The organism is Acinetobacter sp. GQ146 (assembly GCF_059758585.1).
This window is the reverse complement of the sequence record NZ_JCAXDV010000009.1, coordinates 98,733-124,688: the sequence shown is the minus strand read 5'-3', so window position 1 is coordinate 124,688 and position 25,956 is coordinate 98,733. Positions and strand designations below refer to the sequence as shown.

At 43.1% G+C, this 25,956-nt stretch carries 19 protein-coding genes; 8 read left to right on the top strand and 11 right to left on the bottom strand.

Annotated elements, in window-relative coordinates:
- Positions 1 to 85: 85 nt before the first annotated feature.
- From AC6CHI_RS14195 to AC6CHI_RS14185, 3 genes are all read right to left on the bottom strand, one after another.
- The gene (locus tag AC6CHI_RS14195; protein ID WP_498122043.1) at positions 86 to 2,221 is read right to left on the bottom strand and encodes a 3-hydroxyacyl-CoA dehydrogenase NAD-binding domain-containing protein; all 2,136 of its coding nucleotides are present in this window, start codon (positions 2,219 to 2,221) and stop codon (positions 86 to 88) included.
- A 10-nt stretch (positions 2,222 to 2,231) separates the two neighbouring features.
- On the bottom strand, positions 2,232 to 3,437 hold the full coding sequence (locus AC6CHI_RS14190) for an acetyl-CoA C-acetyltransferase (protein WP_498122042.1): 1,206 nt from the start codon (positions 3,435 to 3,437) through the stop codon (positions 2,232 to 2,234).
- A 241-nt stretch (positions 3,438 to 3,678) separates the two neighbouring features.
- Positions 3,679 to 4,689 carry an AraC family transcriptional regulator gene (locus AC6CHI_RS14185; RefSeq protein ID WP_498122041.1) on the bottom strand — a complete coding sequence of 337 codons (1,011 nt, stop codon included), beginning with the start codon at positions 4,687 to 4,689 and terminating at the stop codon, positions 3,679 to 3,681.
- 210 nt (positions 4,690 to 4,899) lie between these two features.
- Between AC6CHI_RS14185 and AC6CHI_RS14180 the strand changes: the two genes are divergently transcribed.
- The 5 genes from AC6CHI_RS14180 (at position 4,900) to AC6CHI_RS14160 (ending at position 12,666) form a co-directional block, all read left to right on the top strand.
- On the top strand, positions 4,900 to 6,018 hold the full coding sequence (locus tag AC6CHI_RS14180) for a CaiB/BaiF CoA transferase family protein (protein WP_498122039.1): 1,119 nt from the start codon (positions 4,900 to 4,902) through the stop codon (positions 6,016 to 6,018).
- 172 nt (positions 6,019 to 6,190) lie between these two features.
- Positions 6,191 to 7,387 (top strand): carbohydrate porin, encoded by a 1,197-nt coding sequence (locus AC6CHI_RS14175; protein WP_498122080.1) that lies wholly within the window; start codon positions 6,191 to 6,193, stop codon positions 7,385 to 7,387.
- A gap of 135 nt (positions 7,388 to 7,522) precedes the next feature.
- Positions 7,523 to 9,913 carry a glucose/quinate/shikimate family membrane-bound PQQ-dependent dehydrogenase gene (locus AC6CHI_RS14170; protein WP_498122037.1) on the top strand — a complete coding sequence of 797 codons (2,391 nt, stop codon included), beginning with the start codon at positions 7,523 to 7,525 and terminating at the stop codon, positions 9,911 to 9,913.
- A 631-nt stretch (positions 9,914 to 10,544) separates the two neighbouring features.
- Complete coding sequence (locus AC6CHI_RS14165) at positions 10,545 to 12,188, top strand: nitrite/sulfite reductase (RefSeq protein ID WP_498122035.1); 1,644 nt, start codon at positions 10,545 to 10,547, stop codon at positions 12,186 to 12,188.
- Positions 12,181 to 12,666 (top strand): DUF934 domain-containing protein, encoded by a 486-nt coding sequence (locus AC6CHI_RS14160; protein ID WP_458893277.1) that lies wholly within the window; start codon positions 12,181 to 12,183, stop codon positions 12,664 to 12,666. Before AC6CHI_RS14165 ends, AC6CHI_RS14160 begins: the two co-directional genes overlap by 8 nt.
- A 79-nt stretch (positions 12,667 to 12,745) precedes the next feature.
- Here AC6CHI_RS14160 and AC6CHI_RS14155 read toward each other — a convergent pair whose 3' ends face one another.
- The 3 genes from AC6CHI_RS14155 to AC6CHI_RS14145 form a co-directional block, all read right to left on the bottom strand.
- Positions 12,746 to 13,192, bottom strand: a complete 447-nt coding sequence (locus tag AC6CHI_RS14155) for a VOC family protein (protein WP_498122033.1) — start codon at positions 13,190 to 13,192, stop codon at positions 12,746 to 12,748.
- A 124-nt stretch (positions 13,193 to 13,316) separates the two neighbouring features.
- A complete protein-coding gene (locus AC6CHI_RS14150) occupies positions 13,317 to 14,492 on the bottom strand; it encodes a thiolase family protein (protein ID WP_498122031.1) in 1,176 nt (391 codons plus the stop codon).
- 101 nt (positions 14,493 to 14,593) lie between these two features.
- Complete coding sequence (locus AC6CHI_RS14145; RefSeq protein WP_498122029.1) at positions 14,594 to 15,115, bottom strand: GspH/FimT family pseudopilin; 522 nt, start codon at positions 15,113 to 15,115, stop codon at positions 14,594 to 14,596.
- Positions 15,116 to 15,491: 376 nt separating this feature from the next.
- Between AC6CHI_RS14145 and omp38 the strand changes: the two genes are divergently transcribed.
- Complete coding sequence (gene omp38 / locus AC6CHI_RS14140; protein ID WP_498122028.1) at positions 15,492 to 16,511, top strand: outer membrane protein Omp38; 1,020 nt, start codon at positions 15,492 to 15,494, stop codon at positions 16,509 to 16,511.
- Between the two features lie 148 nt (positions 16,512 to 16,659).
- Here omp38 and AC6CHI_RS14135 read toward each other — a convergent pair whose 3' ends face one another.
- Together AC6CHI_RS14135 and AC6CHI_RS14130 are read right to left on the bottom strand one after the other, a co-directional pair.
- Positions 16,660 to 17,778, bottom strand: coding sequence for a PilT/PilU family type 4a pilus ATPase (locus AC6CHI_RS14135; RefSeq protein ID WP_498122026.1), 1,119 nt, complete (start codon positions 17,776 to 17,778; stop codon positions 16,660 to 16,662).
- A 30-nt stretch (positions 17,779 to 17,808) separates the two neighbouring features.
- Positions 17,809 to 18,846 carry a type IV pilus twitching motility protein PilT gene (locus tag AC6CHI_RS14130; protein WP_498122024.1) on the bottom strand — a complete coding sequence of 346 codons (1,038 nt, stop codon included), beginning with the start codon at positions 18,844 to 18,846 and terminating at the stop codon, positions 17,809 to 17,811.
- A gap of 123 nt (positions 18,847 to 18,969) precedes the next feature.
- Here AC6CHI_RS14130 and AC6CHI_RS14125 point away from each other — a divergent pair, with 123 nt between their 5' ends.
- Positions 18,970 to 19,665, top strand: a complete 696-nt coding sequence (locus AC6CHI_RS14125; RefSeq protein WP_498122022.1) for a YggS family pyridoxal phosphate-dependent enzyme — start codon at positions 18,970 to 18,972, stop codon at positions 19,663 to 19,665.
- Between the two features lie 351 nt (positions 19,666 to 20,016).
- On the opposite strand, the gene AC6CHI_RS14120 is transcribed toward AC6CHI_RS14125, so the two are convergent.
- From AC6CHI_RS14120 to AC6CHI_RS14110, 3 genes are all read right to left on the bottom strand, one after another.
- Complete coding sequence (locus AC6CHI_RS14120) at positions 20,017 to 21,480, bottom strand: amino acid permease (protein ID WP_498122020.1); 1,464 nt, start codon at positions 21,478 to 21,480, stop codon at positions 20,017 to 20,019.
- Between the two features lie 9 nt (positions 21,481 to 21,489).
- Positions 21,490 to 22,515, bottom strand: coding sequence for a methyltransferase (locus AC6CHI_RS14115; RefSeq protein ID WP_498122018.1), 1,026 nt, complete (start codon positions 22,513 to 22,515; stop codon positions 21,490 to 21,492).
- Positions 22,516 to 22,582: 67 nt separating this feature from the next.
- A complete protein-coding gene (locus tag AC6CHI_RS14110; protein ID WP_458893268.1) occupies positions 22,583 to 23,953 on the bottom strand; it encodes a uracil-xanthine permease family protein in 1,371 nt (456 codons plus the stop codon).
- 170 nt (positions 23,954 to 24,123) lie between these two features.
- On the opposite strand from AC6CHI_RS14110, the gene typA reads away from it, so the two are divergent.
- Entirely contained in the window at positions 24,124 to 25,953 is a 1,830-nt protein-coding gene (gene typA, locus AC6CHI_RS14105) for a translational GTPase TypA (protein WP_458893267.1), read from the top strand.
- Positions 25,954 to 25,956 lie beyond the last annotated feature (3 nt).

The window sequence follows — 25,956 nt, the reverse complement described above, 5'->3', positions numbered from 1 at the left end:
CTTAATTGTTCTGGTTTTAATGCTGCGAAACTGGCTAGATTTGGAGGCGTCGTTCCCCTCCAAATCAGATCTACTTTTTTAGCACTTATTGAATAATTTCGTTTCGTTGGGCTTTTTCTTTCAATATTTGAGGTGGATTAAAGCGTTCGCCGTATTGCGCTGCCAGTTGCTCAGCACGCTGTAAGGATTGCTGCACACCATTTTGATTTAAGAATTGAATTGCACCACCTGTCCAAGGAGCATAACCAATCCCGAAAATAGAACCGACATTGGCATCAATCACAGACTCTAAAACCCCTTCTTCGTAGCAGCGTAAAGTATCAAGCGCTTGTACAAACAAGAAACGGTCAATCATCTCTTTTTCTGAAATGGTATGCTCTTTGGACCAGCGACTGAGTCCATCCCATAAATATTTTTTGCCATTTTCAGGATATTCATAGAAGCCTGCACCAGCGGCTTTACCTTTACGATTCAGTTCATGAATCATGGTCTGTACCACGTCATCGGCAGGAGTCTTAGGTAAGTCTTTACCTTCGGCTTGCAGTGCTTTGCGTGATTCATTGGCAACGTGCTCAGAAAGCGTTAGCGAAACCTCATCTTGAATGGCCAATGGACCAATAGGCATACCCGCTTTGAGTGCCGCCATTTCAATTTTTGCTGGATGCACACCTTCTGCCAGTAAGCGCATGCCTTCTTGAATAAAGGTTCCGAAGACACGGCTGGTAAAGAAACCACGGCTATCATTCACCACAATTGGTGTTTTGGAAATTTGTTGAACAAAGTCATAAGCTTTTGCCAACGTTTCAGCAGAGGTCTTTTGACCTTTGATGATTTCCACCAACTGCATTTTATCGACGGGACTAAAGAAATGTAGACCAATAAAGTTTTTGGCGTCTTTACTTGCTGTTGCTAAACCTGTAATGGGTAAGGTTGAGGTGTTGGAGGCAAAAATACCACCTTCTGCTAAATAGGGTTCTGCTTCTTGTGTCACTTTGGCTTTCAGTTCTTGGTTCTCAAACACCGCTTCGATGATCAAGTCACAGCCTTGCAGGTCTGTAGCATCCGCCGTTGCAGTAATGAGTGATAGAATCTGATCGCGTTTTTCTGTAGACAAACGTCCTTGAGCAACACGTTTATCTAGCAATTTTTGAGAGTAGGCTTTCCCTTTTTCTGCATTTTCGATAGAGACATCCTTAAGCACCACAGGAATACCTTTAATGGCAGTTGAGTAGGCAATGCCTGCCCCCATCATTCCTGCACCTAATATCCCCACTTTCTTGGCTTGCCATTTTGCCACATCCGCTGGGCGGCTAGCACCCGACTTAATGGCGTTTAGACCATGCCAGAATGTGCCGATCATATTCTTGGAAATCTGACCGATGGTCAGCTCAGTAAAATAGCGGGATTCAATGCGTAACGCGGTATCCACATCGACCTGAGCTCCTTCTACCGCTGCCGCCATAATGGCTTCAGGGGCAGGGTAGCAGCCTTTGGTTTTGTCACGCAGTATCGCTGGGGCGATGGCGAGCATTTGCGCCACCGCAGGGGTTTTCGGATCACCCCCCGGAATTTTGTAACCTTTCACATCAAAAGGTTGTGCTGATTGAGGATGCGCTTTGATCCATGCAATCGCTTTGTCCATGAGCTCTTGTTCATTCGCAGCTGTTTCATGCACCAAACCTAAAGATTTAGCTTTTTCGACACCAAACGGTTTGCCTTCCATTAGAAATGGAAAAGCATTTTGTAAACCAAGTAGGCGCACCATCCGCACAATTCCGCCACCACCCGGCAACAAACCTAAGGTCACTTCAGGCAAACCGAATTGAGTTTTTGGATCATTGATCGCAATACGGTAATGGCAGCCTAAGGCAAGCTCCCAACCGCCACCCAGTGCCGTGCCATTAAGAGCCGCAACGACAGGGACCCCTAAAGTTTCAATGCGACGCAGGTTAGCTTTTAATTTTTCCACCATGTTGAAAAAATCGGTGGCATGTTCAGGTTGCACTTGAATTAATTCATCCAAGTCACCGCCTGCAAAAAAAGTTTTTTTGGCTGAACGGAAAATAACGCCAGTTAATTCAGTTTCAGCTGTAAGTTTTTGGCTGACTTCATCCAGTGAATCGCGAAACTCAGCATTCATGGTATTGGCAGATTGCCCTGACGAATTTAGCGTAAGAATGACAATATTGTCGGCATTTTTTTCGTATTGAATTGCGCTCATGTGCTTCTCCTTACACTAACTCAATGATTGTGGCGATACCCATACCACCACCGACACACAAGGTTGCGAGCCCGCGTTTTTTCCCTTGACGCTCTAGCTCATCCAGTAAAGTTCCTAAAATCATGGCCCCTGTTGCACCTAAGGGATGTCCCATGGCAATGGCACCACCATTGACATTGACTTTTTCGGCAGGCACCTTGAGTTCATTGATGAAGCGCATGACTACAGCAGCGAAGGCTTCATTGACTTCAAATAGATCGATATCCTCGATACTTAAGCCTGCTTTAGCTAAGGCTTTACGTGCTGCTGGGGCTGGACCCGTCAACATGATGGTTGGGTCAGTACCCACCAATGCGGTTGCCAGCACTTTGGCACGTGGCTTTAAGCCTTGTTCTTTGACGGCTTTTTCAGAGGCGAGTAATACCACGGCTGCACCATCCACAATGCCTGAGGAATTCCCTGCATGATGCACATGGTTAATTTTCTGTGCTTCTGGATATTTTTGTAGGGCTACAGCATTGAAACCCATTTGCCCCATCATTGCAAAGCTAGGATTGAGTTGAGCCAGTCCTTCAGCGGTGGTATGGGCTTTAATAAATTCATCTTTTTCCAGAATCATCACCCCAGAATGATCTTTGACTGGGATAACCGATTTGTCAAAGTAGCCTTGCGCTTGCGCGGCTGCTGCTTTTTGTTGTGAGGCAGCAGCAAAAGCATCTACATCGGCACGGCTATATCCATCTAAAGTGGCAATTAAATCCGCGCCCACGCCTTGAGGTACAAAAGACGATTTTAAATTGGTTTCAGGGTCGAGTGCCCAAGGACCACCATCCGAACCCATCGGCACTCGTGACATCGACTCGACCCCCCCAGCGACCACAAGATCCTCCCAGCCTGAACGCACTTTTTGTGCAGCCAAATTCACCGCTTCTAAACCTGATGCACAGAAACGGTTGATTTGAACGCCAGCAACATCATCGTTCCAACCCGCTGCAATCGCAGCTGTTTTAGCAATATCTCCGCCTTGATCACTGATTGGTGTGACACAGCCTAAAACAATGTCATCGACCTTAGTGGTATCCAGATGATGGCGTTGTTGTAATTCTTTAAGGAGGGTGGTGATTAAACTAATCGGTTTGACTTCATACAGTGATCCGTCTTTTTTTCCCTTTCCGCGTGGTGTGCGAATGGCATCGATGATGTAGGCCTCGCTCATATTGTTATCCCTTGGGTCTTGTTCATTGATTTTGTTGTTTTGAGTGTAATGATAATTTGCTGAAGCGCAATGACAAGAGTGGCATGGCGATGATGATAGTTTTGGTCAATTGTGTGGCGATGCTCAGTCTAAAATAAGGTGTGGCATTTGGAAGTAGCAATGTTAGACCGATCTAAAATGAGTAGGCATAAAAAAAGCCCGGACGCTAGCATCTAGGCTTCAACTGAAAGTTTAGAAGGGCTTATAAGTAACCATGTAGTTGGCGATATAAACCAGGGGTCACTCCTGTCCATTTCTTAAATGCACGGTGGAACGTACTGGTTTCACTAAAGCCAACCTGTTGAGCAACGTCTTCTAAGGTCAGATTTGGATTGAGGAGTAAATGAATGGCAGCATCACGACGCAAAGCATCTTTTACACCTTGGTAGCTTTTACCTTCAGCCGCTAAACGACGACGTAGCGTTTGTGGAGATAAATACAACATCGAAGCCACGTCATTCAAGGTTGGCATTTCTTCACCAATTTGACTCTTCAGTACTTCGCGAATACGTGAAGTTAAAGAATTGGTGTTTTTAAATTTAACCAATAGCTGTGCTGGTGCTGCTTTCAGGAACTCTTCGAGCGTTTCTTCATTTTGGCGAATAGGTAAATCGAGATAATCTGCCGCAAAGGTAATTTCGGTACGTGGCATGTCAAACTGCATCACGGGTGCGAAAAACAGCGCATCATATTCATCAGCATGTGCAGGACGTGAGTAACCAAAATGCACACGCTCTAATGGCAAGCGGCGTTCAATTAGCCACGATGCCAAGCCATGCCAAATCATCAGCATACTTTCGGTAATGAAATGATTCGGATCCATTTCTGTTGGAATTAAAGGTACTAAACGCGCTTCATGTTTATCGCGCTCGAGCGCAACACACCATTCATCTCCAAAGAGTTTGTAGAATTGTGTCGATAATTCCAGAGCATCACCCAAGGTTTTGGCATGAATGATCAGTTGGCACATAATCGCAAAGGTACCCAAGCGACGAGGCTGGGTATCAAAGCCGATGTGTTCATCCTGAGTCACCATCCACAACATTTTCACGAAACGTGTATATTGTTCTGGTGAAATTCGAGCTTTAGGTTGGCGCAGCAGTTCTGCTTCGATGCCGACATGCGATAGCAATGTTTCGACATCCATGCCGAGGCGTTTTACGCCAGTCAAAGCCGCATTGACAAAATGGATACTGATCGTATCGCGGCTCATATTAAATCCTTCCGTCTCTTTTATATTCACTTGCGTATGACCTAAATGACGCTAAAAAAAGTTTTATAGGCAATTTACAATAGGTAAATTAGCCTTTTTACATGTTAAATTGCCGAAATGATCAAGGTAAATGGCTGAACATGACATTGTTTTGTGGATTTTATATTTCTAAGATAGATAAAAATACAACAGTTCAAGAGTAAAAAGAATATGCAATATGCTTTAAAAGGATTGAAAGTACTCGATTTTTCAACGTTATTACCTGGTCCATTTGCGACCTTATATTTGGCAGATCTAGGTGCAGAAGTGATTCATGTAGAATCACCGACTCGACCCGACCTGATCCGAATCTTTCCGCCCTATGCACATGGGCAGGCAACTGCGCATTTATATCTCAATCGCAACAAGCAGTCCGTAGCCTTAGATTTAAAGGATGCACAAAACATTGCTCAGATTCATGAGCGGATTCAGGACTACGACATTGTGGTTGAGCAATTTCGTCCAGGGGTCATGCAGCGTCTAGGTTTAGACTATGCTACCTTATCAAAAATTAATCCGCGTTTGATTTATTGTTCGATTACTGGCTATGGTCAAACGGGTGACTATAAAGATAAAGCAGGGCACGATATTAACTATTTAGCGCTGTCTGGTATTGCGGGGCATAGTGGGCGTGTACAAGGCGGACCACCACCACTGGGAATTCAAGTTGCTGATATTGCGGGTGGGTCTTTGCATGCCGTTATTGCGATTTTAAGCGCAGTGATTGAGCGTGCGCAAAGTGGGCAAGGACAATATATTGACATTTCCATGACGGATTGTGTGGTGGCACTGAATAGTATGGCCGCCGCCGCCGCATTGGCAGGAAATACCACGCAAGCTCCAGAGTCGGGCATTTTAAATGGAGTGAGCTTTTACGATTACTATGAAACGCAAGATGGTCGCTATCTGTCTATCGGTAGTTTAGAGCCACAATTCATGTCAGGCTTAGCGCAACTATTACAGCTTCCAATTTTGCAGGACAAAGGGGCTTCTGTCTCGAGTGAAGATCGCAAGATGGTGAAGCAGGCTTTGCAGGAAAAAATCAAAACCCAGACTTTAGCGCAATGGCAGCAGTTATTTGCAGTACAAGATGTCTGTGTAGAACCTGTTTTACAGCTGGATGAAGCCTTGCATTCTGATTTGGCACAGCAGCGTCATTGGGTGGTTCAAGTGCCATTGTCTGTAGATTCAAGCGAAACCCAAGCGCAGCTTGCTTGCCCCATCAAGTTCTCTCGCTCCAGTATGCGCTATGATTTTATTGGGCAAGCTTTGGGTGTCGGCCAATGGTAGCCTGCACAAGCTAGTAGTCGTTCATAAGATCAAACACTTAACAAAAAACGACAAAAAGATAATATTTGATCATGAAAAAACAGGCGTAACCTGAATAGCAATCACAGAATTATAAATGGTTGCAGCTATGCACAAATTCCGTAGGACATGGAAATGGCTGGCGCTGTGTGTCATGGGGTGGAGCATCACTTCATCAGTACAGGCGCAATCTGCTTTTACAGCGGAAAGTCCGTGGATGTTTGGGGACTGGAATGGTTCCCGAACGGCATTACAAGAGAAGGGTTATCGCTTTGATTTCGGCTATACAGGCGAGTTGGCGAGCCTTCTAGATGCAAAAAATCACCCTGCTGATGGGACGGAATATGCTGATCAGTTTGTCATTGGAAGTCATTTTGATTTAGAAAAAATATGGGGCTGGCAAGATACCGAAGCGCAAATTATTGTGACGGAGCGAAATGGTCATTCGCTTTCGCAAACCGCTGAGGCTCTGGCAGGGCATTTAAGTTCAACCCAAGAAGTCTGGGGACGTGGGCAAACTTGGCGACTGACGAATTTCTGGATCAAAAAGCAATTTTTAAATCAGCAACTTGATATCAAAATCGGGCGTTTTGGTGAAGGGGAGGATTTTAATAGCTTCGACTGTCGCTTTCAGAATTTGGCTTTATGTGGTTCCCAAGTGGGCAACTGGGTGGGTGATCAATGGTTTAACTGGCCTGTGAGTCAATGGGCGGCACGGCTGAAATATCAATTTTCGCCTGAGTTGTTTAGCCAGATTGGTGTCTATGAATATAATCCCGACAATTTAAAACGCAGCCAAGGCTTTAATTTGAGTATGTCGGGTGGGGATGGCGTGATTTTACCCGTGGAATTGGTTTGGCAACCGCAGATCAGTGCGCAGGCAAAAGCAGGTGAATATCGCTGGGGCTATTATTACAGTACCGCAGACGCTACCGAAATTCAGAATCCAACAGCAACCTCGCATAAACAAGGGCTTTGGTTGGTCGCCAAACAGCAATTACTGCAACATGATCAAGATCCGCATCGTGGCTTGACGGGCTTTTTGAACCTCACTTTGCATGATGATAAGACCAATCGCGTAGATAATATGCAAAATATTGGTTTGATTTATACTGGGCTATTTCAACAACGTCCGCAAGATGAAATGGCATTGGGCTTTGCTCGAATACATTTGAATGATGAGCTGAACACAGGGCAAAGTGAAGAATATAACACGGAATTTTACTATGGCTTACAAGCGACTCATTGGCTCATGATCCGCCCGAATCTTCAATATATACGGCATGTAGGTGCCTATAAGAATGGCGAAAATGTCTGGGTTGGAGGCGTTAAGTTTCAAACAGCATTCTAGATGTCTGATCCATGTTGAATATCTAGATCGGACGAACATGGATTTGAACCGTATAAGAAACCAAAACACTAGGCACGCTATGATGTAACACATTATAGAAGAAGCCATGAATAATAAAAACATGAGGTGAAGAGAATGAGTAACCCATCCAGTACTATGCGAACGTTGACCGTAATTGTGATGTTCTTGATTGCGCTCTATCTCTTGATTGGCGGAATTTGGCTCATTTTATTAGGGGGTTCTATTTATTATGTGATTGCTGCCTGCTTGTTGTTGGCATCAGCACTTTTATTCAAGCGAAATCAAGCATCATCATTATGGCTCTACAGTTTTCTGATGCTGGCAACCATTCTGTGGAGTCTGTGGGAGGTGGGTACGGACTTCTGGGCCTTGGCGCCACGTCTAGATATTTTGGGGATACTTGGCTTATGGCTGCTTATTCCTACAGTGACTCGAAACATGAGTTCGGTGCAGGGCAGTAAAGTTGCCCTTTCAGGAACATTACTGATTGCAATAGTGGTTATGGTCTATGCGATTTTTAATGACCCACAAGAAATTAACGGGGTGATTCAGCAGCCACAGCCAAAAACTGCACAAGCTGTAGATGGTATCGAAGAGCAAGATTGGCCTGCCTATGGGCGGACTCAAGCTGGGGTACGCTATTCTCCGCTGACACAAATTAACGATCAAAATGTCAAAGACCTTAAAGTGGCTTGGACATTCCGTACCGGAGATGTCAAAACCGATCAGGACTCGGGTGAAACCACCAATCAGGTAACCCCGATTAAAGTCGGGAATAATCTCTTTTTGTGTACTACACACCAATGGTTAATTGCCTTAGATCCTGTCACAGGGGCCGAAAAATGGCGTTTTGATCCCAAGTTAAAAGCGGATCATACTTTTCAGCATCTAACCTGTCGTGGGGTCATGTATTACGATGCCAGTAACACGGCTGAGTTTGCGACCAGCTTACAGCAACGCAGCAGCTTATCGGCTGAATGTCCTCGAAAAGTGATTGTTCCTGTCAATGATGGACGCTTAGTGGCAGTGAATGCGGATACAGGTAAAGCCTGTTCAGATTTCGGGGTCAAGGGTGAGGTCGATCTACAAAAATTTATGCCTTATGCCTATCCAGGTGGCTATAACCCAACATCTCCAGGCATTATTTCAGGCACTACTGTAGTGATTGCGGGTTCCGTGACCGATAACTATTCCTCTAAAGAGCCTTCTGGGGTGATTCGTGGCTATGATGTGAATACGGGGGAATTGCTTTGGGTCTTTGATACCGGCGCTCAAAATCCGAATGCCATGCCCAATGAAAATACTACGTTTGTGCATAACTCGCCCAATGCATGGGCCCCTTTAGCGTACGATGCCAAACTCGATATTGTCTATGTGCCAACAGGGGTGGGAACACCTGATATCTGGGGGGGAGACCGCACAGAACTCAAAGAGCGTTATGCCAATTCCATGTTGGCGATTAATGCCAGTACAGGCAAATTGGTTTGGCATTTCCAGACCACGCATCATGATCTGTGGGATATGGATGTTCCAGCGCAACCTTCCTTGGCCGATATTCAGGATACTACGGGTCAAACCGTTCCCGCGATTTATGTATTAACCAAAACCGGTAACGTATTTGTGCTGGATCGACGCACCGGCAAAACGATCGTGCCAATCAACGAGCGGGCAGTGCCACAAAGGGTGAAACGCGGACCGCAAACGCAAGGTGAGCATTATTCAGCAACGCAGCCTTTTTCCGATCTAAATCTGGCACCACAAGAAAAATTAAAAGATAAAGATATGTGGGGCGCGACCATGTTTGATCAACTGATCTGCCGTGTTGCATTTCACCGTCTGAATTATGATGGCATTTATACCCCGCCGTCTGAAAATGGCACTTTAGTCTTTCCTGGCAATTTAGGGGTCTTTGAATGGGGCGGCATGTCGGTCAATACCGATCGTCAGGTGGCAGTCATGAATCCGATTGGCTTGCCATTTGTGAGTCGCTTAATTCCAGCCGACCCGAACCGTCAGGAAACCGCCAAAGGGGCAGGCACTGAACAGGGCATTCAACCGATGTATGGCGTGCCATATGGCGTAGAAATCAGCGCATTCTTATCACCCCTTGGTCTGCCATGTAAGCAGCCAGCTTGGGGTTATGTGGCAGGGGTAGATTTAAAAACCCATCAAGTGGTCTGGAAAAAACGCATTGGCACCATCCGCGACAGTTTGCCGCAATTGTTTCAGTTACCACCGTTAAAAATTGGTGTACCTGGACTCGGCGGTCCTATTTCTACTGCGGGCAATGTTATGTTTGTTGCGGCCACACAAGACAATTATCTGCGTGCTTTTAATGTCAGCAATGGCGAGCAGTTGTGGGAAGGGCGGTTACCTGCAGGTGGACAAGCTACACCCATGACCTATGAAGCGAATGGTAAACAGTATGTCGTCATTATGGCGGGTGGTCATGGCTCTTTTGGTACCAAAATGGGCGATTCTGTCGTGGCTTATGCATTACCGTAAAAGATCTTTGTTTAAACGCAAAAGCCTGATTCGCCAGGCTTTTGCTGTTAAAAAGCAATTGAAAAGGATTGCCTAATGCCGTCGAGTACATTTTAACGACTGTAGTCGTATGACGATAAAATCAATACATGTATTTTTAATGCGATAAATCATTGATCCTGCAGTTCTGCTTGAGATTGTCTTGTCACCTGTACATAGGCTGAGCCTTGATCACCAGCAAAAATAGGATTTCTATTTCACCTTAAGGATGTTTTTGAGGTAAAACTCCCTAAACCGTCAAGCCAGTATTGAGGGGAATTTGATTGATTGGACTTTGGGCATAAATTTTAAAAATGATCAACGAAGATGGGCGTGATTCCGTGATTGCAACACCTCATTTTAGTGGAAAGAACAGCAGCAACAGCAATAAAATATGAGTTTGGAGAGAGTGGCGGTGAGTTAGATTAATATTGCATAAGCATCTAATCAAAAAGAATAAAAGCTAAAAAAAGTTCAAGGATTTGGCGGAAATGTCACGAATATTTATCTTTATCAATAAAACCGCTATGAAATATGTAAAAAACGCATTTTGTTGATAGTTTAAATGTCGTTATGCTGTCAGTCGTTATAATTAAACTACTAGCTGTACGCCATGTATTTATATACTGATTTTGATCAGCAACTGATCAATGAACGTGTTGCACAGTTCCGTGATCAAACGGAACGTTATTTAGCAGGTAAACTCACTGAAGATGAATACCGCCCGCTACGTCTTCAAAATGGTTTATACGTACAACGCTATGCGCCAATGTTACGTATTGCCGTTCCTTATGGTTTGATGAGTTCAACCCAGTTACGCAAGGTTGCGGAATTGGCGAAAGAATATGACCGTGGCTATGCCCATGTGTCAACACGTCAAAACATTCAGTTTAACTGGCCAGCGCTTGAAAACGTGCCTGATATGCTTGCCGAATTGGCAACAGTACAGATGCACGCGATTCAAACATCAGGTAACTGTATCCGTAACACTACCACCGACCAATATGCAGGCGTGGTTGCGGGTGAAATTGCTGACCCGCGTCCAACGTGTGAATTGATCCGTCAATGGTCAACTTTCCATCCTGAATTCGCTTTCTTGCCACGTAAATTTAAAATTGCCGTGTCAGCTTTAGAAGAAGTGGATCGTGCTGCAACTTCTTTCCACGATATCGGTGTGTATATCGTGAAAAATGCAGCAGGTGAGATTGGCTATAAAATCAAAGTGGGTGGTGGTTTAGGTCGTACCCCAATTATTGGTTCAATCATCAAAGAATGGCTACCCCGTGAAGATTTAATTGCTTATCTTGAAGCGGTACTTCGTGTTTATAACCTACATGGTCGCCGTGACAATAAATATAAAGCGCGTATCAAAATTTTAGTGAAAGCACTTACACCAGAAGTGTTTGCTGAAAAAGTGGAAGCAGAATTTGCTCACACGATTAAAACACTGAAAGTGGATGCTGAAACTTTAGCAAAACTCGATGAAGAATTTACACCATTTGCTTATCAGCAATTGGCAGATGAAGACTTTACGGCAGTATTTGCAGAACATCCTAAGTTCAAACAATGGTTTAACATCAATACCAATGCGCATAAAGTGGCGGGTTACCGTGTTGTAACCATTTCATTAAAACGCGCAGGTATTGCACCAGGTGATGTGACTACTGCGGAAATGAATTTGATTGCAGATCTTGCAGACAAATATACTTTCGGTGAATTACGTACCACCCACGAACAAAACATTTCTTTGGTCGATGTACCGCAGAAAGACCTGTTCGAATTATGGCAAACGCTTGAACAGCATGACTTGGCGCGTGCGCACATTGGCTTTATTACCGATATTATCTGCTGCCCAGGCGGTGATTTCTGTTCATTAGCCAATGCGAAATCAATTCCAATTTCTGAAGCGATTTCACGTCGTTTTGATGATCTAGATACGGTTTACAATCTTGGTCATATTGATTTGAACATTTCTGGCTGTATGAATGCTTGTGGTCATCACCATGTCGGCAATATTGGTATTTTAGGTGTGGATAAAAAAGGTGCTGAATTCTACCAAATTACGTTGGGCGGGAATGCAGACCATGATGCTTCGATTGGTGACATCTTAGGGCCATCATTTGCGGCTGAAGCTGTGCCAGACATCATTGAAGAAATTCTGAATACTTATCTTGATTTGCGTCAAGAGGGTGAAGAGTTCATTGAGACTTATCGCCGTGTTGGCATTCAACCATTTAAGGAGCGTGCTTATGCTTAATACCGCACTACAAGTGCTCTCTAAAGATGGCACAATTGCAGACAATAGCTACCAGTTGATTGGTGAAGATGCTGTCTTACCACAAGGTGATGTGGTGCTGACTGTTGATCAATTGGATCAACTGGCGAACATTACAGGTAAAAAAGCCTTACTGATTACGGTAGATGCTTCTCCTGAAGTCAATGAATTTCCGTTAGATCAGTTAGATGCGATCTTTATCGATTTCGCAGGTTTTAACGATGGTCGTGGCTATTCATTTGCTGCATTGCTACGTCGTCAAGGTTTTCAAGGCGAATTGCGTGCGACAGGTGATGTGTTTAAGGATGTCTTAAACTATATGAAGCGTTCTGGTTTCGATACTTTTGTGATTAAAGAAGGTAAAGATGTTCAGGAAGCGGCAGCAGGTTTAGCTGATTTTACCAATCCTTACCAAGCCTCCACTGCAGTTGCTCAAGCAAGTTATCAAACTGGAGCTTAATCAGCTTTTCAGTGGGAAAAGCCAGATTTAATCTGGCTTTTTTATTTGTAGATTCATCAATTTATGAGGGTGTATAGCGCTATATCTCTACAAGTTGACAGTTCACCATCCATTTCACGCCAAATTGATCGGTAAAAGCACCATACAAGGCACCCCAAAAGGTTTTCTCTAAAGGCATTTCAATCTGACCATTGACCGAGAGTGCGTCAAATAAGCGTTGAGCTTCTTCTTGTTCATTTTGTTCAAGATTAATCGAAATATAGTGATTAGTTCCTTGAATAAATACCGCATTCGGTGCACAAAGCTGCTCCGATGTATCGGATGCCATGAGCACGGTAAAGTCATTAATCGGTAATGAAACATGCAGGATCAAATTTTTATCTGCTTCTGATAAGGTCACGCCTTCACTGGGTGGCATATCTCCATAACGACTCAGCATGGAAAACTCACCGCCAAAGACAGACTTGTAAAAATTAAAAGCAGCTTCAGCTTGACCTTGGAAATTGAGATAATGGTTTAGATGCATTTTATTGTTCCATTTTATTTTTGAGTATTTTAATTTAGCAGGCTATCCAATCAATAATGAAAAAAAATGTAAGCATAAAAAAATCTCCCGTTTGGGAGATTTTTTTAACACCATCTTTTATAACTTAGAGCAGTTCGATTGCAACAGCAGTTGCTTCACCGCCACCGATACAGAGTGCGGCAATCCCTTTTTTGCCACCAGTACGTTTTAAGGCATGAATCAGGGTCAGGATAATACGAGAACCTGTTGAACCTACAGGGTGTCCAAGTGCACATGCACCACCATTGATGTTCACTTTAGCGGGATCAAGTTTAAAGTCATCCATTGGGCACATGGTGACCATAGCAAAGGCTTCATTGATTTCCCAAAGGTCAACTTCTTGTGCATCCCAACCGGTCTTTTTCAAAACTTTCTCAATCGCGCCAACTGGTGCAATGGTGAATTCAGAAGGGTGTTGAGAGTTAGATGCGTATGCCATGATTTTAGCCAATGGCTGTAAACCTTTAGCGGCTGCATTATTGGCAGAAGTTAATACTAAAGCTGAGGCACCATCAGAAATGGAGCTGGCATTGGCTGCGGTAATCGTGCCATCTTTGGCAAATGCAGGGCGTAAAGTCGGAATTTTATCGATATTGGCATTGAATGGCTGTTCGTCTTTATCAATAACGACATCACCCTTACGTGTAGACACCGTCACAGGAACGATTTCATCAGCAAAATAGCCTTCTTGAACTGCCGTTTGTGCACGTTGTAAAGAACGAATTGCGAATTCATCCATTTGTTCACGAGTATAGCCGCGCGTGTTGGCCATATCTTGCGCAAAAGAACCCATTAAGCGGCCTGTTTCAGCATCTTCTAAGCCATCAAGGAACATATGATCTTTTACATCGCCATGCCCCATACGGTAACCCGCACGTGCTTTGGTGAGAATGTATGGTGCATTGGTCATGGATTCCATACCGCCTGCAACTACAATTTCAGCCGAATCTGCTTTAATCATGTCGGCAGCTTGCATCACGGCTTTCATGCCTGAACCACATAATTTGTTGATGGTAACCGCACCCGTTGAATCAGGTAGTCCTGCTTTACGCATGGCTTGACGTGCTGGGCCTTGTTTTAAACCCGCAGGTAAAACACAGCCCATAATGACTTCTTCTACATCGCTAGGTTGTAGACCTGCACGTGCGATGGCCTCTTTAATTGAAGCAGCACCGAGTTCAGGAGCGGTTAATCCTGAAAGACTGCCTTGAAATCCGCCCATAGCGGTGCGTGCACCATTTACAATCACGATATCCGTCATTGATATAACTCCGAATGAATATAATCAGTTTTTGTTCAATCTATAGCAGTATATTGAAAACAATAAATCAGATGTTGTATTTGCTGTAGACTGGACGGTTCTCAACAATTTGCAAGATTTTCACTGCGGACATGTCCCATTTTATTAAGAATAATTTTCATATGATCATGGGTTTGAGATGAACAATAATAAAAACTACCATTCGACCCGATAGGAAGTCCGTGCTCGGAGAGAAAATTCAAGCTAGAAAAATTTAAGGTGCCACGCCAATTTAGACTGCCGTAATGTAAATGGGTATTTTCGCTGTTAATCAGCATCTCTTGACTGTCTATTTGTCGGTTTTTATTGGAATCTAGAAATACGATAAAACCATGTTGCCACATTGAGTTTTTACAGGTTTTATTGTCTGCTGTGGAACATATCACGACATTTGTGTGATGGATGAGCGCATGCTGTTTAGCAATTTGGACGTTGTTAATAATTTGTCGATAGATTGCACGACGTTCTTGTTGTGCTCTTATCTCATGGTAATAAGGCGCAGCTAACGTAAAGAGTATTGACAATACTAATAATGTAATGGCAAGTTCTACTAACGTAAAAGCCAAATTTTTATAGAGGTGCATATAAAACAACCTAAGTATCTGTATTTTTTAGTTTAATAATGAATATTAATGCATTGTTTTTTATTCATTTTATAATGAAAAAAGTGTTTCTCTAACAACATGAAAATGCTATAGTGAAGCGCAAGTGACAATAAGCTATTCTTAAAAAGAAAGAGATTATAAATTTACTGAACTACAACTGAAATTGTAAGTAATTTTGTCAATAATTTACTTGATTAAAATTATCAAACACTTGGACAAACGAACTCAGTGTTTGTATTATTCAAGGTGAGTAGCTTAAAAATAAAACTGGGGTATTTAAAAAAGCCTATCTCAGGATAGCAAAAATTTTAGGCTTAGCTTGAACAACAATTGTTTATCTCTGGAGGATAAATCCATGAAAATGAGTCGTATTGCTTTAGCGATGCTCGTTGCTGCACCTTTGGCTGCTGCTAACGCTGGTGTAACTATCACGCCATTAATGCTTGGTTATACAATGTTTGGCACAGACCATAACAACAGTAACTTAACAGATAGTCATGAATTACAAGATGACCTATTTGTTGGTGCTGCTTTGGGTGTTGAGCTTACTCCATGGTTAGGTTTTGAAGCTGAATATAACCAAGTGAAAGGTGATGTTGATCCAAACGCTGGTGAATACAAGCAAAAGCAAATCAACGGTAACTTCTATGCTACTTCTGATTTGTTCACTAAAAATTATGACAGCAAAATCAAGCCATACGTATTATTAGGTGCTGGTCACTACGAATACGATTTTGACAATGCTGCTTTGGGTTACCGTGATGGTGAAGAAGGTACACTTGGTAATGCTGGTTTAGGCGCTTTCTGGCGTTTAAATGATGCATTGTCTCTTCGTACTGAAGCACGTGCTACATATAACATTGATGAAGACTTCTGGAACTACACAGCTTTAGCTGGTCTTAACGTAGTTCTTGGTGGTCACTTAAAACCTGCTGCGCCTGTAGTAGAAGTTGAGCCAGTTGCTCCAGTTGAGCCAGTTCCTGAGCAATTGACTGAAGATCTTAACATGGAACTTCGTGTGTTCTTTGATACGAACAAATCAAACATCAAAGACCAATACAAGCCAGAAATTGCTAAAGTTGCTGAGAAGTTAGTTGAATATCCAAACGCTACTGCTCGCATCGAAGGTCACACAGATAACACTGGTCCACGTGCATTGAATGAACGTTTATCTTTAGCTCGTGCTAACTCTGTTAAAACTGCTCTTGTAAATGAATACAACGTTGACGCGTCTCGTTTGTCAACTCAAGGTTTCGCTTGGGATCAACCGATTGCTGACAACAAAACTAAAGAAGGTCGTGCTATGAACCGTCGTGTATTCGCGACAATCACTGGTAGCCGTACTGTTACAGTACAACCTGGTCAAGCTCAATAATTCATTATTGAATTTGATTTAAAAAAGCAGCCTTAAGGCTGCTTTTTTTATAAGGTATTTTCTTTATTAGTATTAATTGCTTTTATGTAGATTGATAAAAAAAGCGAGCTAAATGCTCGCTTTTTTTATCTTAATTTACTCAGTATGCTTATTGACCATCAAAAGTGATATGCGAGCTGGCATTCATTAAACGATCTGCCCCTTCTTCAGAAAGTTTGATTTGTAGACGTAAGTCGTTTGGTGAATCGGCATGTTTTAATGCGTCTTTATAGGTAATTTGCTTAGCTTTGTATAAATCATATAGCGCTTGGTCAAAGGTTTGCATACCAAGTTCACGTGAACGCTTCATTAAGTCTTTAATTTCATGTACATCACCCTTACGAATGAGATCAGAAATTAAAGGGGAGTTAATGAGAATTTCAATTGCGGCACGACGTGAATTTCCATCAATGGTTGGAATCAGTTGCTGCGCCACCATGGCTTTTAGGTTTAAAGATAGGTCCATAAATAACTGGCCGTGACGATCAGCTTCGAAGAAGTGAATAATCCGGTCAATCGCTTGGTTTGCGTTGTTGGCATGTAGCGTTGCAAAAACTAAATGACCTGTTTCTGCAAAGGCTATCGCGTAATCCATGGTTTCACGCGAACGAATCTCACCAATTAAAATGACATCGGGGGCTTGACGTAAAGTATTCTTTAAAGCAACTTCAAAAGAATCGGTATCGATACCCACTTCGCGTTGGGTAATAATACAACCAGCATGTTCATGAATAAATTCAATTGGGTCTTCAATGGTAATGATATGACCTTGAGAGTTCTGGTTGCGATAGCCAATAATAGATGCCAGAGAAGTCGATTTACCAGTACCTGTTGCACCAACGAAGATAATAATTCCACGCTTGGTCATGGCTAAATCTTTTAGTACAGCAGGAAGTTTGAGCTCATCCATGGTTGGGATTTTGGTTTCAATACGACGTAGCACCATGCCTGGCTGATCACGCTGTTGAAATGCGCTGACACGGAATCGTGCTGTTTTTTCTCGGTTCATGATGGCAAAGTTGCATTCGCGTGTGTCTGCGAACTCTTTTCTTTGCTTCTCGCTCATGATCGAGTTGAGAAGTTGCCCAACAATTTCACCTGTTAACTTGGTTTTTGCTACAGGCACAATTTGTCCATTGATCTTCATCGATGGTTCAACTTCAGCCGTGACAAAAAGATCTGAGGCTTTCTGTTGAATCATTAAATTTAATAAGTCATTAAAGTCCATAACCGTTTTCCTAATTCCGTTTCAGTATTCTTATAAGAATGATTCTGGTTGTTTTGCGACAGTACGAGCTGTTTGCGGACTGATTACACCTTTTGAAACAAGGGTCTTTAAGCTTTGATCAAGTGTGGTCATGCCATAGTTTGCACCTGTTTGGATGGCAGAGTACATTTGAGCAACTTTGTTTTCACGAATTAAGTTACGAATTGCAGGAATACCGATCATGATTTCATGTGCGGCAACACGTCCGCCACCGTTTTTCTTTAATAAGGTTTGTGAAATCACCGCTTGTAACGATTCGGATAACATGGCACGAACCATGTCTTTTTCTTCGGCAGGAAAGACGTCAATTACACGGTCAATGGTTTTTGCAGCAGATGTGGTATGTAATGTACCGAAAACCAAGTGACCTGTTTCTGCCGCAGTTAACGCTAAGCGGATGGTTTCAAGGTCACGCATCTCACCGACCAAGATAATGTCAGGGTCTTCACGTAAGGCCGAGCGTAATGCTTCATTAAAGCCATGCGTATCACGATGTACTTCTCGCTGGTTGATGAGGCATTTTTTGGATTGGTGTACAAATTCGATCGGGTCTTCGACCGTTAAAATGTGATCGTAGCGACGATCGTTAATATAGTCGAGCATGGCTGCGAGTGTGGTTGATTTACCTGAACCTGTAGGACCTGTCACCAAGACAATGCCACGAGGGTAGTCACAAATTTCTTTAAAGATATTGCCAAGACCCAAGTCATCCATTGTTAATACTTTGGATGGAATGGTACGGAATACGGCACCTGCACCGCGGTTTTGGTTGAAGGCATTGACACGGAAACGCGCCACCCCCGGCACTTCAAAGGAAAAGTCAGTTTCAAGCAGTTCTTCATAATCACGACGTTGTTTGTCATTCATGATGTCGTACACCAATTTGTGTACTTCTTTGTGTTCCAGTGCTGGTAAATTAATACGACGAACTTCACCGTCGACGCGAATCATTGGTGGCATGCCCGCAGATAAGTGTAAGTCTGAAGCCCCGTTTTTTGCAGAAAATGCCAATAATTCTGTAATGTCCATAAGTTCCCCGAGATCATATAAATCTTAATTATTTTGATAGAATAATAAGGCTTTCCTGCCGCGTAACCAACAGTTAGAGTGGCTTGAACGTAAAAAAAGATGAATGAAATGAGAATATCGTCAATGAATAGTTTGAAAGAGTCGCGAAATCAAGTTTTAGAGCACATTAAGGCAGCCTGTGAAAGTGCGAAACGAGATACTGCAACAGTAGAGTTACTTGCGGTTTCTAAAACTCATCCAAGCGAAGCATTGCGCGAGATGTATGCCGCGGGGCAGCATGCATTTGGTGAAAACTATTTGCAAGAAGCCTTGGATAAGATGGAGGCTTTAAAAGATTTAGAGATTGAGTGGCACTTTATCGGGCATGTGCAACGGAATAAGACCAAACATTTGGCAGAAAAATTTGCTTGGGTGCATGGGGTTGATCGCTTGATTATTGCTGAGCGTCTATCCAGTCAACGCTCAGCGACACAGCGGGTTTTAAATATTTGCCTGCAGGTAAATATTGATGCTCAAGATACAAAAGATGGGTGTCAGCCAGATCAGGTTGCTGAGTTGGTGCGTGAAATCAGCCAACTTCCGCATTTAAAACTTCGTGGAATTATGGTGATTCCTGCACCGAATAATAGCGCCGCTTTCATGGAGGCAAAAAAGCTGTTTAATCAAGTCAAAGAATGCCATGCTCATCCAGAAGATTGGGACACCTTAAGCATGGGCATGTCGGGGGATCTTAATGCTGCAATTGCCGCAGGCTCAACCATAGTACGGATAGGTACAGCACTCTTTGGAGCACGAGATTATGCTCAAACTAAATCCTAGATGTAATTTGTAGCTTTTGGCTGACACGATTTAGGTCTTTTTACCTCTAGGTTGGAGAGGCGAATGTGCATATGATGAACTCATCAGGAACAGGATGTTTCATTAGAATAACAATAACAGTGAAGAATGGATGCAAACGGTACGACAGGAGTTATACCTTCGCAAGATCTAAAAAAGCCTCGACAGGATGTCGGGGCTTTTTAGTGATTTGATCGGCAATTTTAATACGCTTGGCTAAATACAGGAGTACTAAAAGCGCCATAACAGGTTGTCGCTTGGGAATTTATTTTTTAGCTTAACTTTAAATTCACCCATAAAAAACAGCCCGAAGGCTGTTTTTTAATAGGGAAATTATTCGCGGTCTAGATTCATTGGCTTAACATCCATGTCGTGGTAGGAAATCAACTTGGTTTTGTATTTCCATTTATAACCAAGCCAAATCACCAAGAATAAGAAAATACCGATATACGTTGATAGAACGGATAACCACTCACCCGCAAGTACCGCTTGGTAATTCTGACCGAGGACAACAATTGAACATAGGATAAAGGCAAACCATGGTGCAAAGGGGAAGAATTTTGCACGATAAGCTAAATCTTCAATTTTATGTCCTTGTGCAATATACCCTTTACGGAAGCGATAGTGTGAAACAGCAATTCCCAGCCAAACGATAAAACCACACATCCCAGACATGTTGAGCAACCAGTTGAATACTTGTTCTTCACCAATAAAAGTGGTTAAGAAGCACAGTGCAGCAATTACTGTTGTTGCATAAAGTGCATTCATTGGTACGCCACGCGGATCAAGTTTGCCAAACAGCTTAGGTGCGCTACCGTTCTGTGCCATGTTAAACAGCATCCGGGTTGAGGTATACATACCTGAGTTACCTGCTGAAAGAATTGCAGTCAAAATCACCGCATTCATTGCACTCGCAGCGAAGGCAAAACCCGCTTTTTCGTAGAGTAGGGTGAAAGGGGATAAAGCAATATTTTCAGACGAAGCCGCCTGTAAAAGCATCGGGTCATCGTATGAAATTAGAGTGCCGATGATGAAAATACACACGATATAAAATAACAAGATACGCCAGAAAATTTGTTTAATGGCAATCGGAATGGTTTTTTGAGGATCTTTGGATTCTCCTGCGGCAACCCCAACCATTTCCGTCCCTTGAAATGAGAATCCAGCAATCATGGCTACACCGATGAGTGCGGATAGGCCGCCAACAAAAGGCGCTTCACCCTTGGTCCAGTTTGCAAATGTTGAGGCACCTGAAGTCATCATGATTTTGGCAATTGTGAAGATACCAATAATGATGAACACAATAATCGCAAGGACTTTGACCAATGAGAAGAAGAACTCGCTTTCACCAAAGCCTTTCACTGTCAGCGCATTGATCCCAAAGACAACGGCTAGGAACAGTGCACTCCAGTAAAAGCCAGGGATATCTGGAAACCAGAATTTCATGATGAATTGGACGGCAACCAATTCAAATGCAACCGTAATCGCCCAGTTGTACCAATAGTTCCAACCAAGGGCAAAACCAAAACCGCCTTCAACATATTTAGTGCCATAAGTAAAAAAAGCACCTGAAGTTGGGTTATGAGTTGCAAGTTCGCCTAGGCTGGTCATAAGAAAGTAGATCATCACGCCAATTAAGCAATAGGCGAGCAATGCACCGCCAGGACCTGCATTTGCAATGGTCGCACCTGAGGCAAGGAATAAACCTGTACCAATAGAACCACCAATGGCGATCATATTCAGATGACGAGCTCCAAGCTTACGCTTGAGTTGAGCTGGTTGAGTCGTTTCGCTCATCGTTATTCCTTAAGATTTCTTTTGCGTGCTTGCAAAAAGCACTTTAAAGCCTTGTTGATCGGCTTTGGTTGTACATTGACCAAAACTTTGCTCAATAAGTAATGGATAATTTAAAAAGCGATTGGCAACAATCCACAATTCGCCATCTGATTTCAGATGACGGCGAGAGGTTTTGCATAAATTTTCGCTGGCATTGTAATCTGTATGAATGCCTTGATGGAATGGGGGATTGCTGACGATTGCGTGTAAAAACAGTGGTGCATCTTCAATGCCGCGTACTGCTTTAATCTCAAGTTGTTCTGGTAAAAGATTATTTTTTTCAAAAGTCATTTTTGTAGATGCAAGTGCAAAGGCATCAACATCTAAAGCAAAAATGCGATTTTTCGGATTTAACTTGGCTAAATAGGCACTGATAACACCTGCACCACAACCAAAGTCTGCAATTTTCCCCGATGTGACTTCCGATAGATACGGGAGTAAAACGGCTGTACCGACATCTAGGCGATTCTGGCTAAACACACCTGGTAACGCACTAATTTGTAACTCACCTTTCGGGGTTTGCACGGTGTAGTGTTGTGCCCACTCAGCCAAAGGTTTTGCGGTTACGGTCTTTTCGGTGACCAGTTGCCACATTTGACAATGTCGGGCGCTATCTAATTTGAGGCTTTTACCAAAAGGTTGTAGCTGCTTGGCAGCACGTTCCACGCCCCCTTTTTTTTCACCAACTAAAAAGATAGAAGAACCCACCGCCATACGACTGACCAGTTGGTGTAGCACATAGTTAAGTAGTTCTTTTGATTTTGGAACAAAAACAATAGCTTGTTCAAAGCTAACCTCTGGTAAATCAGTGCCAAAATGTACAGAGCTTTGTTGAGCCTCAAAATATTGTAATTCGTTAAAATTCCATGTCCAAAAATGGGGGGTAACCGTCCCTGCGAGTTCTGAACTTAATGCATCACAAGGCGCATTGACCAACAGAATTGAGCCGGAAAGAAACGCGTGCTGACGAAGAACAACTTCACTTCGTGGATCCATCTTATTTACTCCATAGTAAAAACGATGCCCAGACAATGCTGGGCAAGGTGCATACAGAAATGAAAATTTATTTCTTCGTTTCAGGAAGCACAATATTTAAAATCAGTGCGGCAATACCACCGGTCGCAACACCCGAACTAAAAATGTTACGGAACAATTCAGGGAGATGTTCCAAAATTTGCGGTACTTGTGCAACACCCAGTCCGAGTGCCAGTGAAATGGCAATAATGAGTAGGGCGCGACGGTCAAGGTGAACCCCAGACAGAATATTAATGCCAGATGCCGCAACTGCACCGAACATCACCATTACAGCACCACCTAATACCGCTTGCGGAACCGCTTGAATTACACCTGCAACAGCGGGTAATAAACCTAAAATCACTAACATTGCAGCAATCCAGATTCCGACATAACGGCTTGCGACACCAGTCAACTGAATTACCCCGTTGTTTTGCGCAAACACCGAGCTAGGGAACGTATTAAAAATACCGGCAAGAAATGAGTTAGCCCCATTCACCAAGACCCCGCCTTTAATACGCTCCATCCAAGTGGCACCATCCACAGGCTGGTTGGAAAGTTTTGAAGTTGCGGTGATATCACCAATGGCTTCCAAAGACGTCACTAAATAGATGAAGGCCATTGGAATAAACAGGCTCCAAGAGAAGCTCAGGCCAAAGTGCATCGGTGTTGGAACTTGCACTAATGGCGCATCTTTTAAACCGGAAAAATCCAGATGTCCCATAAAGCCAGCAAGAATATAGCCCACGACCAAGGCAATTAAGATCGCTGAGCTTTTTACCCAAGTAATACGAATACGGTTGAGCAAGATAATTAAACCCAATACCGTACATGACATAATTAAGTTGTCTGTGTTGGCAAAGGTATTGTTTGACATGGCTTGATAGCCACCACCCATGCTAATTAAGCCTTCTTTAATCAAAGTCAGACCAATCAACAGCACCACAATGCCTGTCACCAATGGGGTAATTAACATTTTGATCCAAGGTAAAATCCTTGAAACGCCCATTTCAATAAATGAACCTGCAATCACCACGCCAAAAATTGCCGCCATAACAGACTCTACAGGAGTACCCGCAGCCACCATGGCAGAGCCAATCCCGATGATAGGTCCAATAAAGTTAAAACTGGTGCCTTGCACAATGAGTAAGCCTGCACCAAAAGGTCCAACTTTTTTACATTGTAAGAAAGTCGCAATCCCGGAAATCACCAAAGACATGGATAAAATCATGTTGGTGTCTTGTTTGGACACCCCCAAAGCTAAACAAATGAGTAAGCCAGGTGTAACAATTGGGACAATGATTGCGAGTAGGTGTTGAAAGGCAGCAAGGAAAGCAATAAAGGGTTGCGGGCGGTCATTTAAACCATAAACCAAATCAAGCTGATCTGGTTGATTGGGAGAGAGATTTTGATCAGACATATGTCAAAAGGCGTTAGCAAGATGGCGCTATTCTAATCGAGATACACAGCTTTACAAAACAAAATGCCGACTGCTTGTGAAAAAAAATGAGCTTGTCAATAAACTGTCACTACTAAAATCTATAATTTTTCTGTATAATTTGCCCTCAAGTTTTAGGCTTATCGAATTCTATGTCAGATATCAAAAATCTCCGCAATATTGCAATTATTGCCCACGTCGACCACGGTAAAACCACACTTGTCGATAAATTACTTCAACAATCAGGTGCTCTTGGTGATCGCGCAGGTGAGATTGAGCGTGTCATGGATTCGGGAGCTATTGAAAGTGAACGTGGTATTACCATTCTTGCAAAAAACACTGCAATCAAATGGTTAGATGAACGTACCAATACAGAATACCGTATTAACATCGTCGACACCCCGGGACACGCCGACTTCGGTGGTGAAGTTGAACGTGTAATGTCGATGGTTGACTGTGTATTGCTTCTTGTAGACTCTCAAGAAGGTCCAATGCCACAAACTCGTTTCGTAACGCAAAAAGCGTTCGCGCGTGGTTTGAAACCAATCGTGATTATCAACAAAGTAGACAAGCCAAGCGCGCGTCCAGACTGGGTTATTGACCAAGTATTTGACTTGTTTGACAACTTAGGCGGTACTGACGAACAGCTAGACTTCCCAGTTGTTTATGCATCTGGTCTTCGTGGTGTTGCTGGCCCTTCTCCAGAAGAATTGGCTGAAGACATGACGCCATTGTTCCAAACAATCGTTGATATTGTTGAACCACCAGCAGTTGATGTTGATGGTCCATTCCAAATGCAGATCTCTTCACTTGACTATAACAGCTTCGTTGGTGTTATCGGTGTTGGTCGTATTCAACGTGGTTCAGTAAAATTAAATACACCTGTAACTGTTATTGATAAAGACGGTAAGACACGTAACGGCCGTATCTTAAAAATCATGGGTTACCACGGTCTAGAGCGTATTGATGTTGAATCTGCTCAAGCAGGCGATATCGTATGTATTACAGGTATTGATGAACTTCATATTTCTGACACGATTTGTGATCCGAAAAATGTTGAAGCTTTACCACCATTGTCTGTAGATGAACCTACCGTGACAATGACTTTCCAAGTAAACAACTCACCGTTTGCAGGTAAAGAAGGTAAATTCGTTACTTCACGTAACATCCGTGAACGTTTAGACCGTGAATTAATTCACAACGTAGCATTACGTGTAGAAGACACTGACAGTCCAGACCGTTTTAAAGTATCTGGTCGTGGTGAACTTCACCTTTCAGTTTTAATTGAAAACATGCGTCGCGAAGGTTTCGAAATGGGCGTATCTCGTCCACAAGTAATCTTGAAAGAAGTTGACGGTGAAAAGCAAGAACCATACGAAAACGTAACATTTGACGTTGAAGAACAGCACCAAGGCGCTGTAATGGAACAAATGGGTAGCCGTAAAGGTGAAATGACCAATATGGAAGTTGACGGTAAAGGCCGTATCCGTATTGAAGCAACTGTACCTTCACGTGGCTTAATTGGTTTCCGTTCTGAATTCTTGACCATGACTTCTGGTACAGGGATCATGACTTCAAGCTTCTCTCACTACGGTCCAATGAAACAAGGTACTGTTGCGAAGCGTCAAAACGGTGTGTTGATTTCTATGGTTCAGGGTACTTGCCTTGGCTATGCATTGTTCAGCTTACAAGACCGTGGTCGTCTATTCGCTAAACCACAGTTAGAAGTTTACGAAGGTATGATCGTAGGGATTAACTCACGTTCAGACGATATGGTGGTTAACCCAACTAAAGCGAAACAGTTAACGAACGTACGTGCTTCTGGTACTGATGATGCGTTGACTCTTGTTCCTGCGGTTGAATACACGCTTGAACAAGCGCTTGAATTCATTGAAGATGATGAATTAGTTGAAGTAACACCTAAGTCAATCCGTATCCGTAAGCGCTGGTTGACTGAAAACGAACGTAAGCGTAACAAGTAAGTT

Excerpts from the sequence above, each read along its gene's own strand:
- AC6CHI_RS14195 (WP_498122043.1), bottom strand. The coding sequence starts at position 2,221 with ATGAGCGCAATTCAATACGAAAAAAATGCCGACAATATTGTCATTCTT.
- AC6CHI_RS14190 (WP_498122042.1), bottom strand. The coding sequence starts at position 3,437 with ATGAGCGAGGCCTACATCATCGATGCCATTCGCACACCACGCGGAAAG.
- AC6CHI_RS14185 (WP_498122041.1), bottom strand. The coding sequence starts at position 4,689 with ATGAGCCGCGATACGATCAGTATCCATTTTGTCAATGCGGCTTTGACT.
- AC6CHI_RS14180 (WP_498122039.1), top strand. The coding sequence starts at position 4,900 with ATGCAATATGCTTTAAAAGGATTGAAAGTACTCGATTTTTCAACGTTA.
- AC6CHI_RS14175 (WP_498122080.1), top strand. The coding sequence starts at position 6,191 with ATGGGGTGGAGCATCACTTCATCAGTACAGGCGCAATCTGCTTTTACA.
- AC6CHI_RS14170 (WP_498122037.1), top strand. The coding sequence starts at position 7,523 with ATGAGTAACCCATCCAGTACTATGCGAACGTTGACCGTAATTGTGATG.
- AC6CHI_RS14165 (WP_498122035.1), top strand. The coding sequence starts at position 10,545 with ATGTATTTATATACTGATTTTGATCAGCAACTGATCAATGAACGTGTT.
- AC6CHI_RS14160 (WP_458893277.1), top strand. The coding sequence starts at position 12,181 with ATGCTTAATACCGCACTACAAGTGCTCTCTAAAGATGGCACAATTGCA.
- AC6CHI_RS14155 (WP_498122033.1), bottom strand. The coding sequence starts at position 13,192 with ATGCATCTAAACCATTATCTCAATTTCCAAGGTCAAGCTGAAGCTGCT.
- AC6CHI_RS14150 (WP_498122031.1), bottom strand. The coding sequence starts at position 14,492 with ATGACGGATATCGTGATTGTAAATGGTGCACGCACCGCTATGGGCGGA.
- AC6CHI_RS14145 (WP_498122029.1), bottom strand. The coding sequence starts at position 15,115 with ATGCACCTCTATAAAAATTTGGCTTTTACGTTAGTAGAACTTGCCATT.
- omp38 (WP_498122028.1), top strand. The coding sequence starts at position 15,492 with ATGAAAATGAGTCGTATTGCTTTAGCGATGCTCGTTGCTGCACCTTTG.
- AC6CHI_RS14135 (WP_498122026.1), bottom strand. The coding sequence starts at position 17,778 with ATGGACTTTAATGACTTATTAAATTTAATGATTCAACAGAAAGCCTCA.
- AC6CHI_RS14130 (WP_498122024.1), bottom strand. The coding sequence starts at position 18,846 with ATGGACATTACAGAATTATTGGCATTTTCTGCAAAAAACGGGGCTTCA.
- AC6CHI_RS14125 (WP_498122022.1), top strand. The coding sequence starts at position 18,970 with ATGAATAGTTTGAAAGAGTCGCGAAATCAAGTTTTAGAGCACATTAAG.
- AC6CHI_RS14120 (WP_498122020.1), bottom strand. The coding sequence starts at position 21,480 with ATGAGCGAAACGACTCAACCAGCTCAACTCAAGCGTAAGCTTGGAGCT.
- AC6CHI_RS14115 (WP_498122018.1), bottom strand. The coding sequence starts at position 22,515 with ATGGATCCACGAAGTGAAGTTGTTCTTCGTCAGCACGCGTTTCTTTCC.
- AC6CHI_RS14110 (WP_458893268.1), bottom strand. The coding sequence starts at position 23,953 with ATGTCTGATCAAAATCTCTCTCCCAATCAACCAGATCAGCTTGATTTG.
- typA (WP_458893267.1), top strand. The coding sequence starts at position 24,124 with ATGTCAGATATCAAAAATCTCCGCAATATTGCAATTATTGCCCACGTC.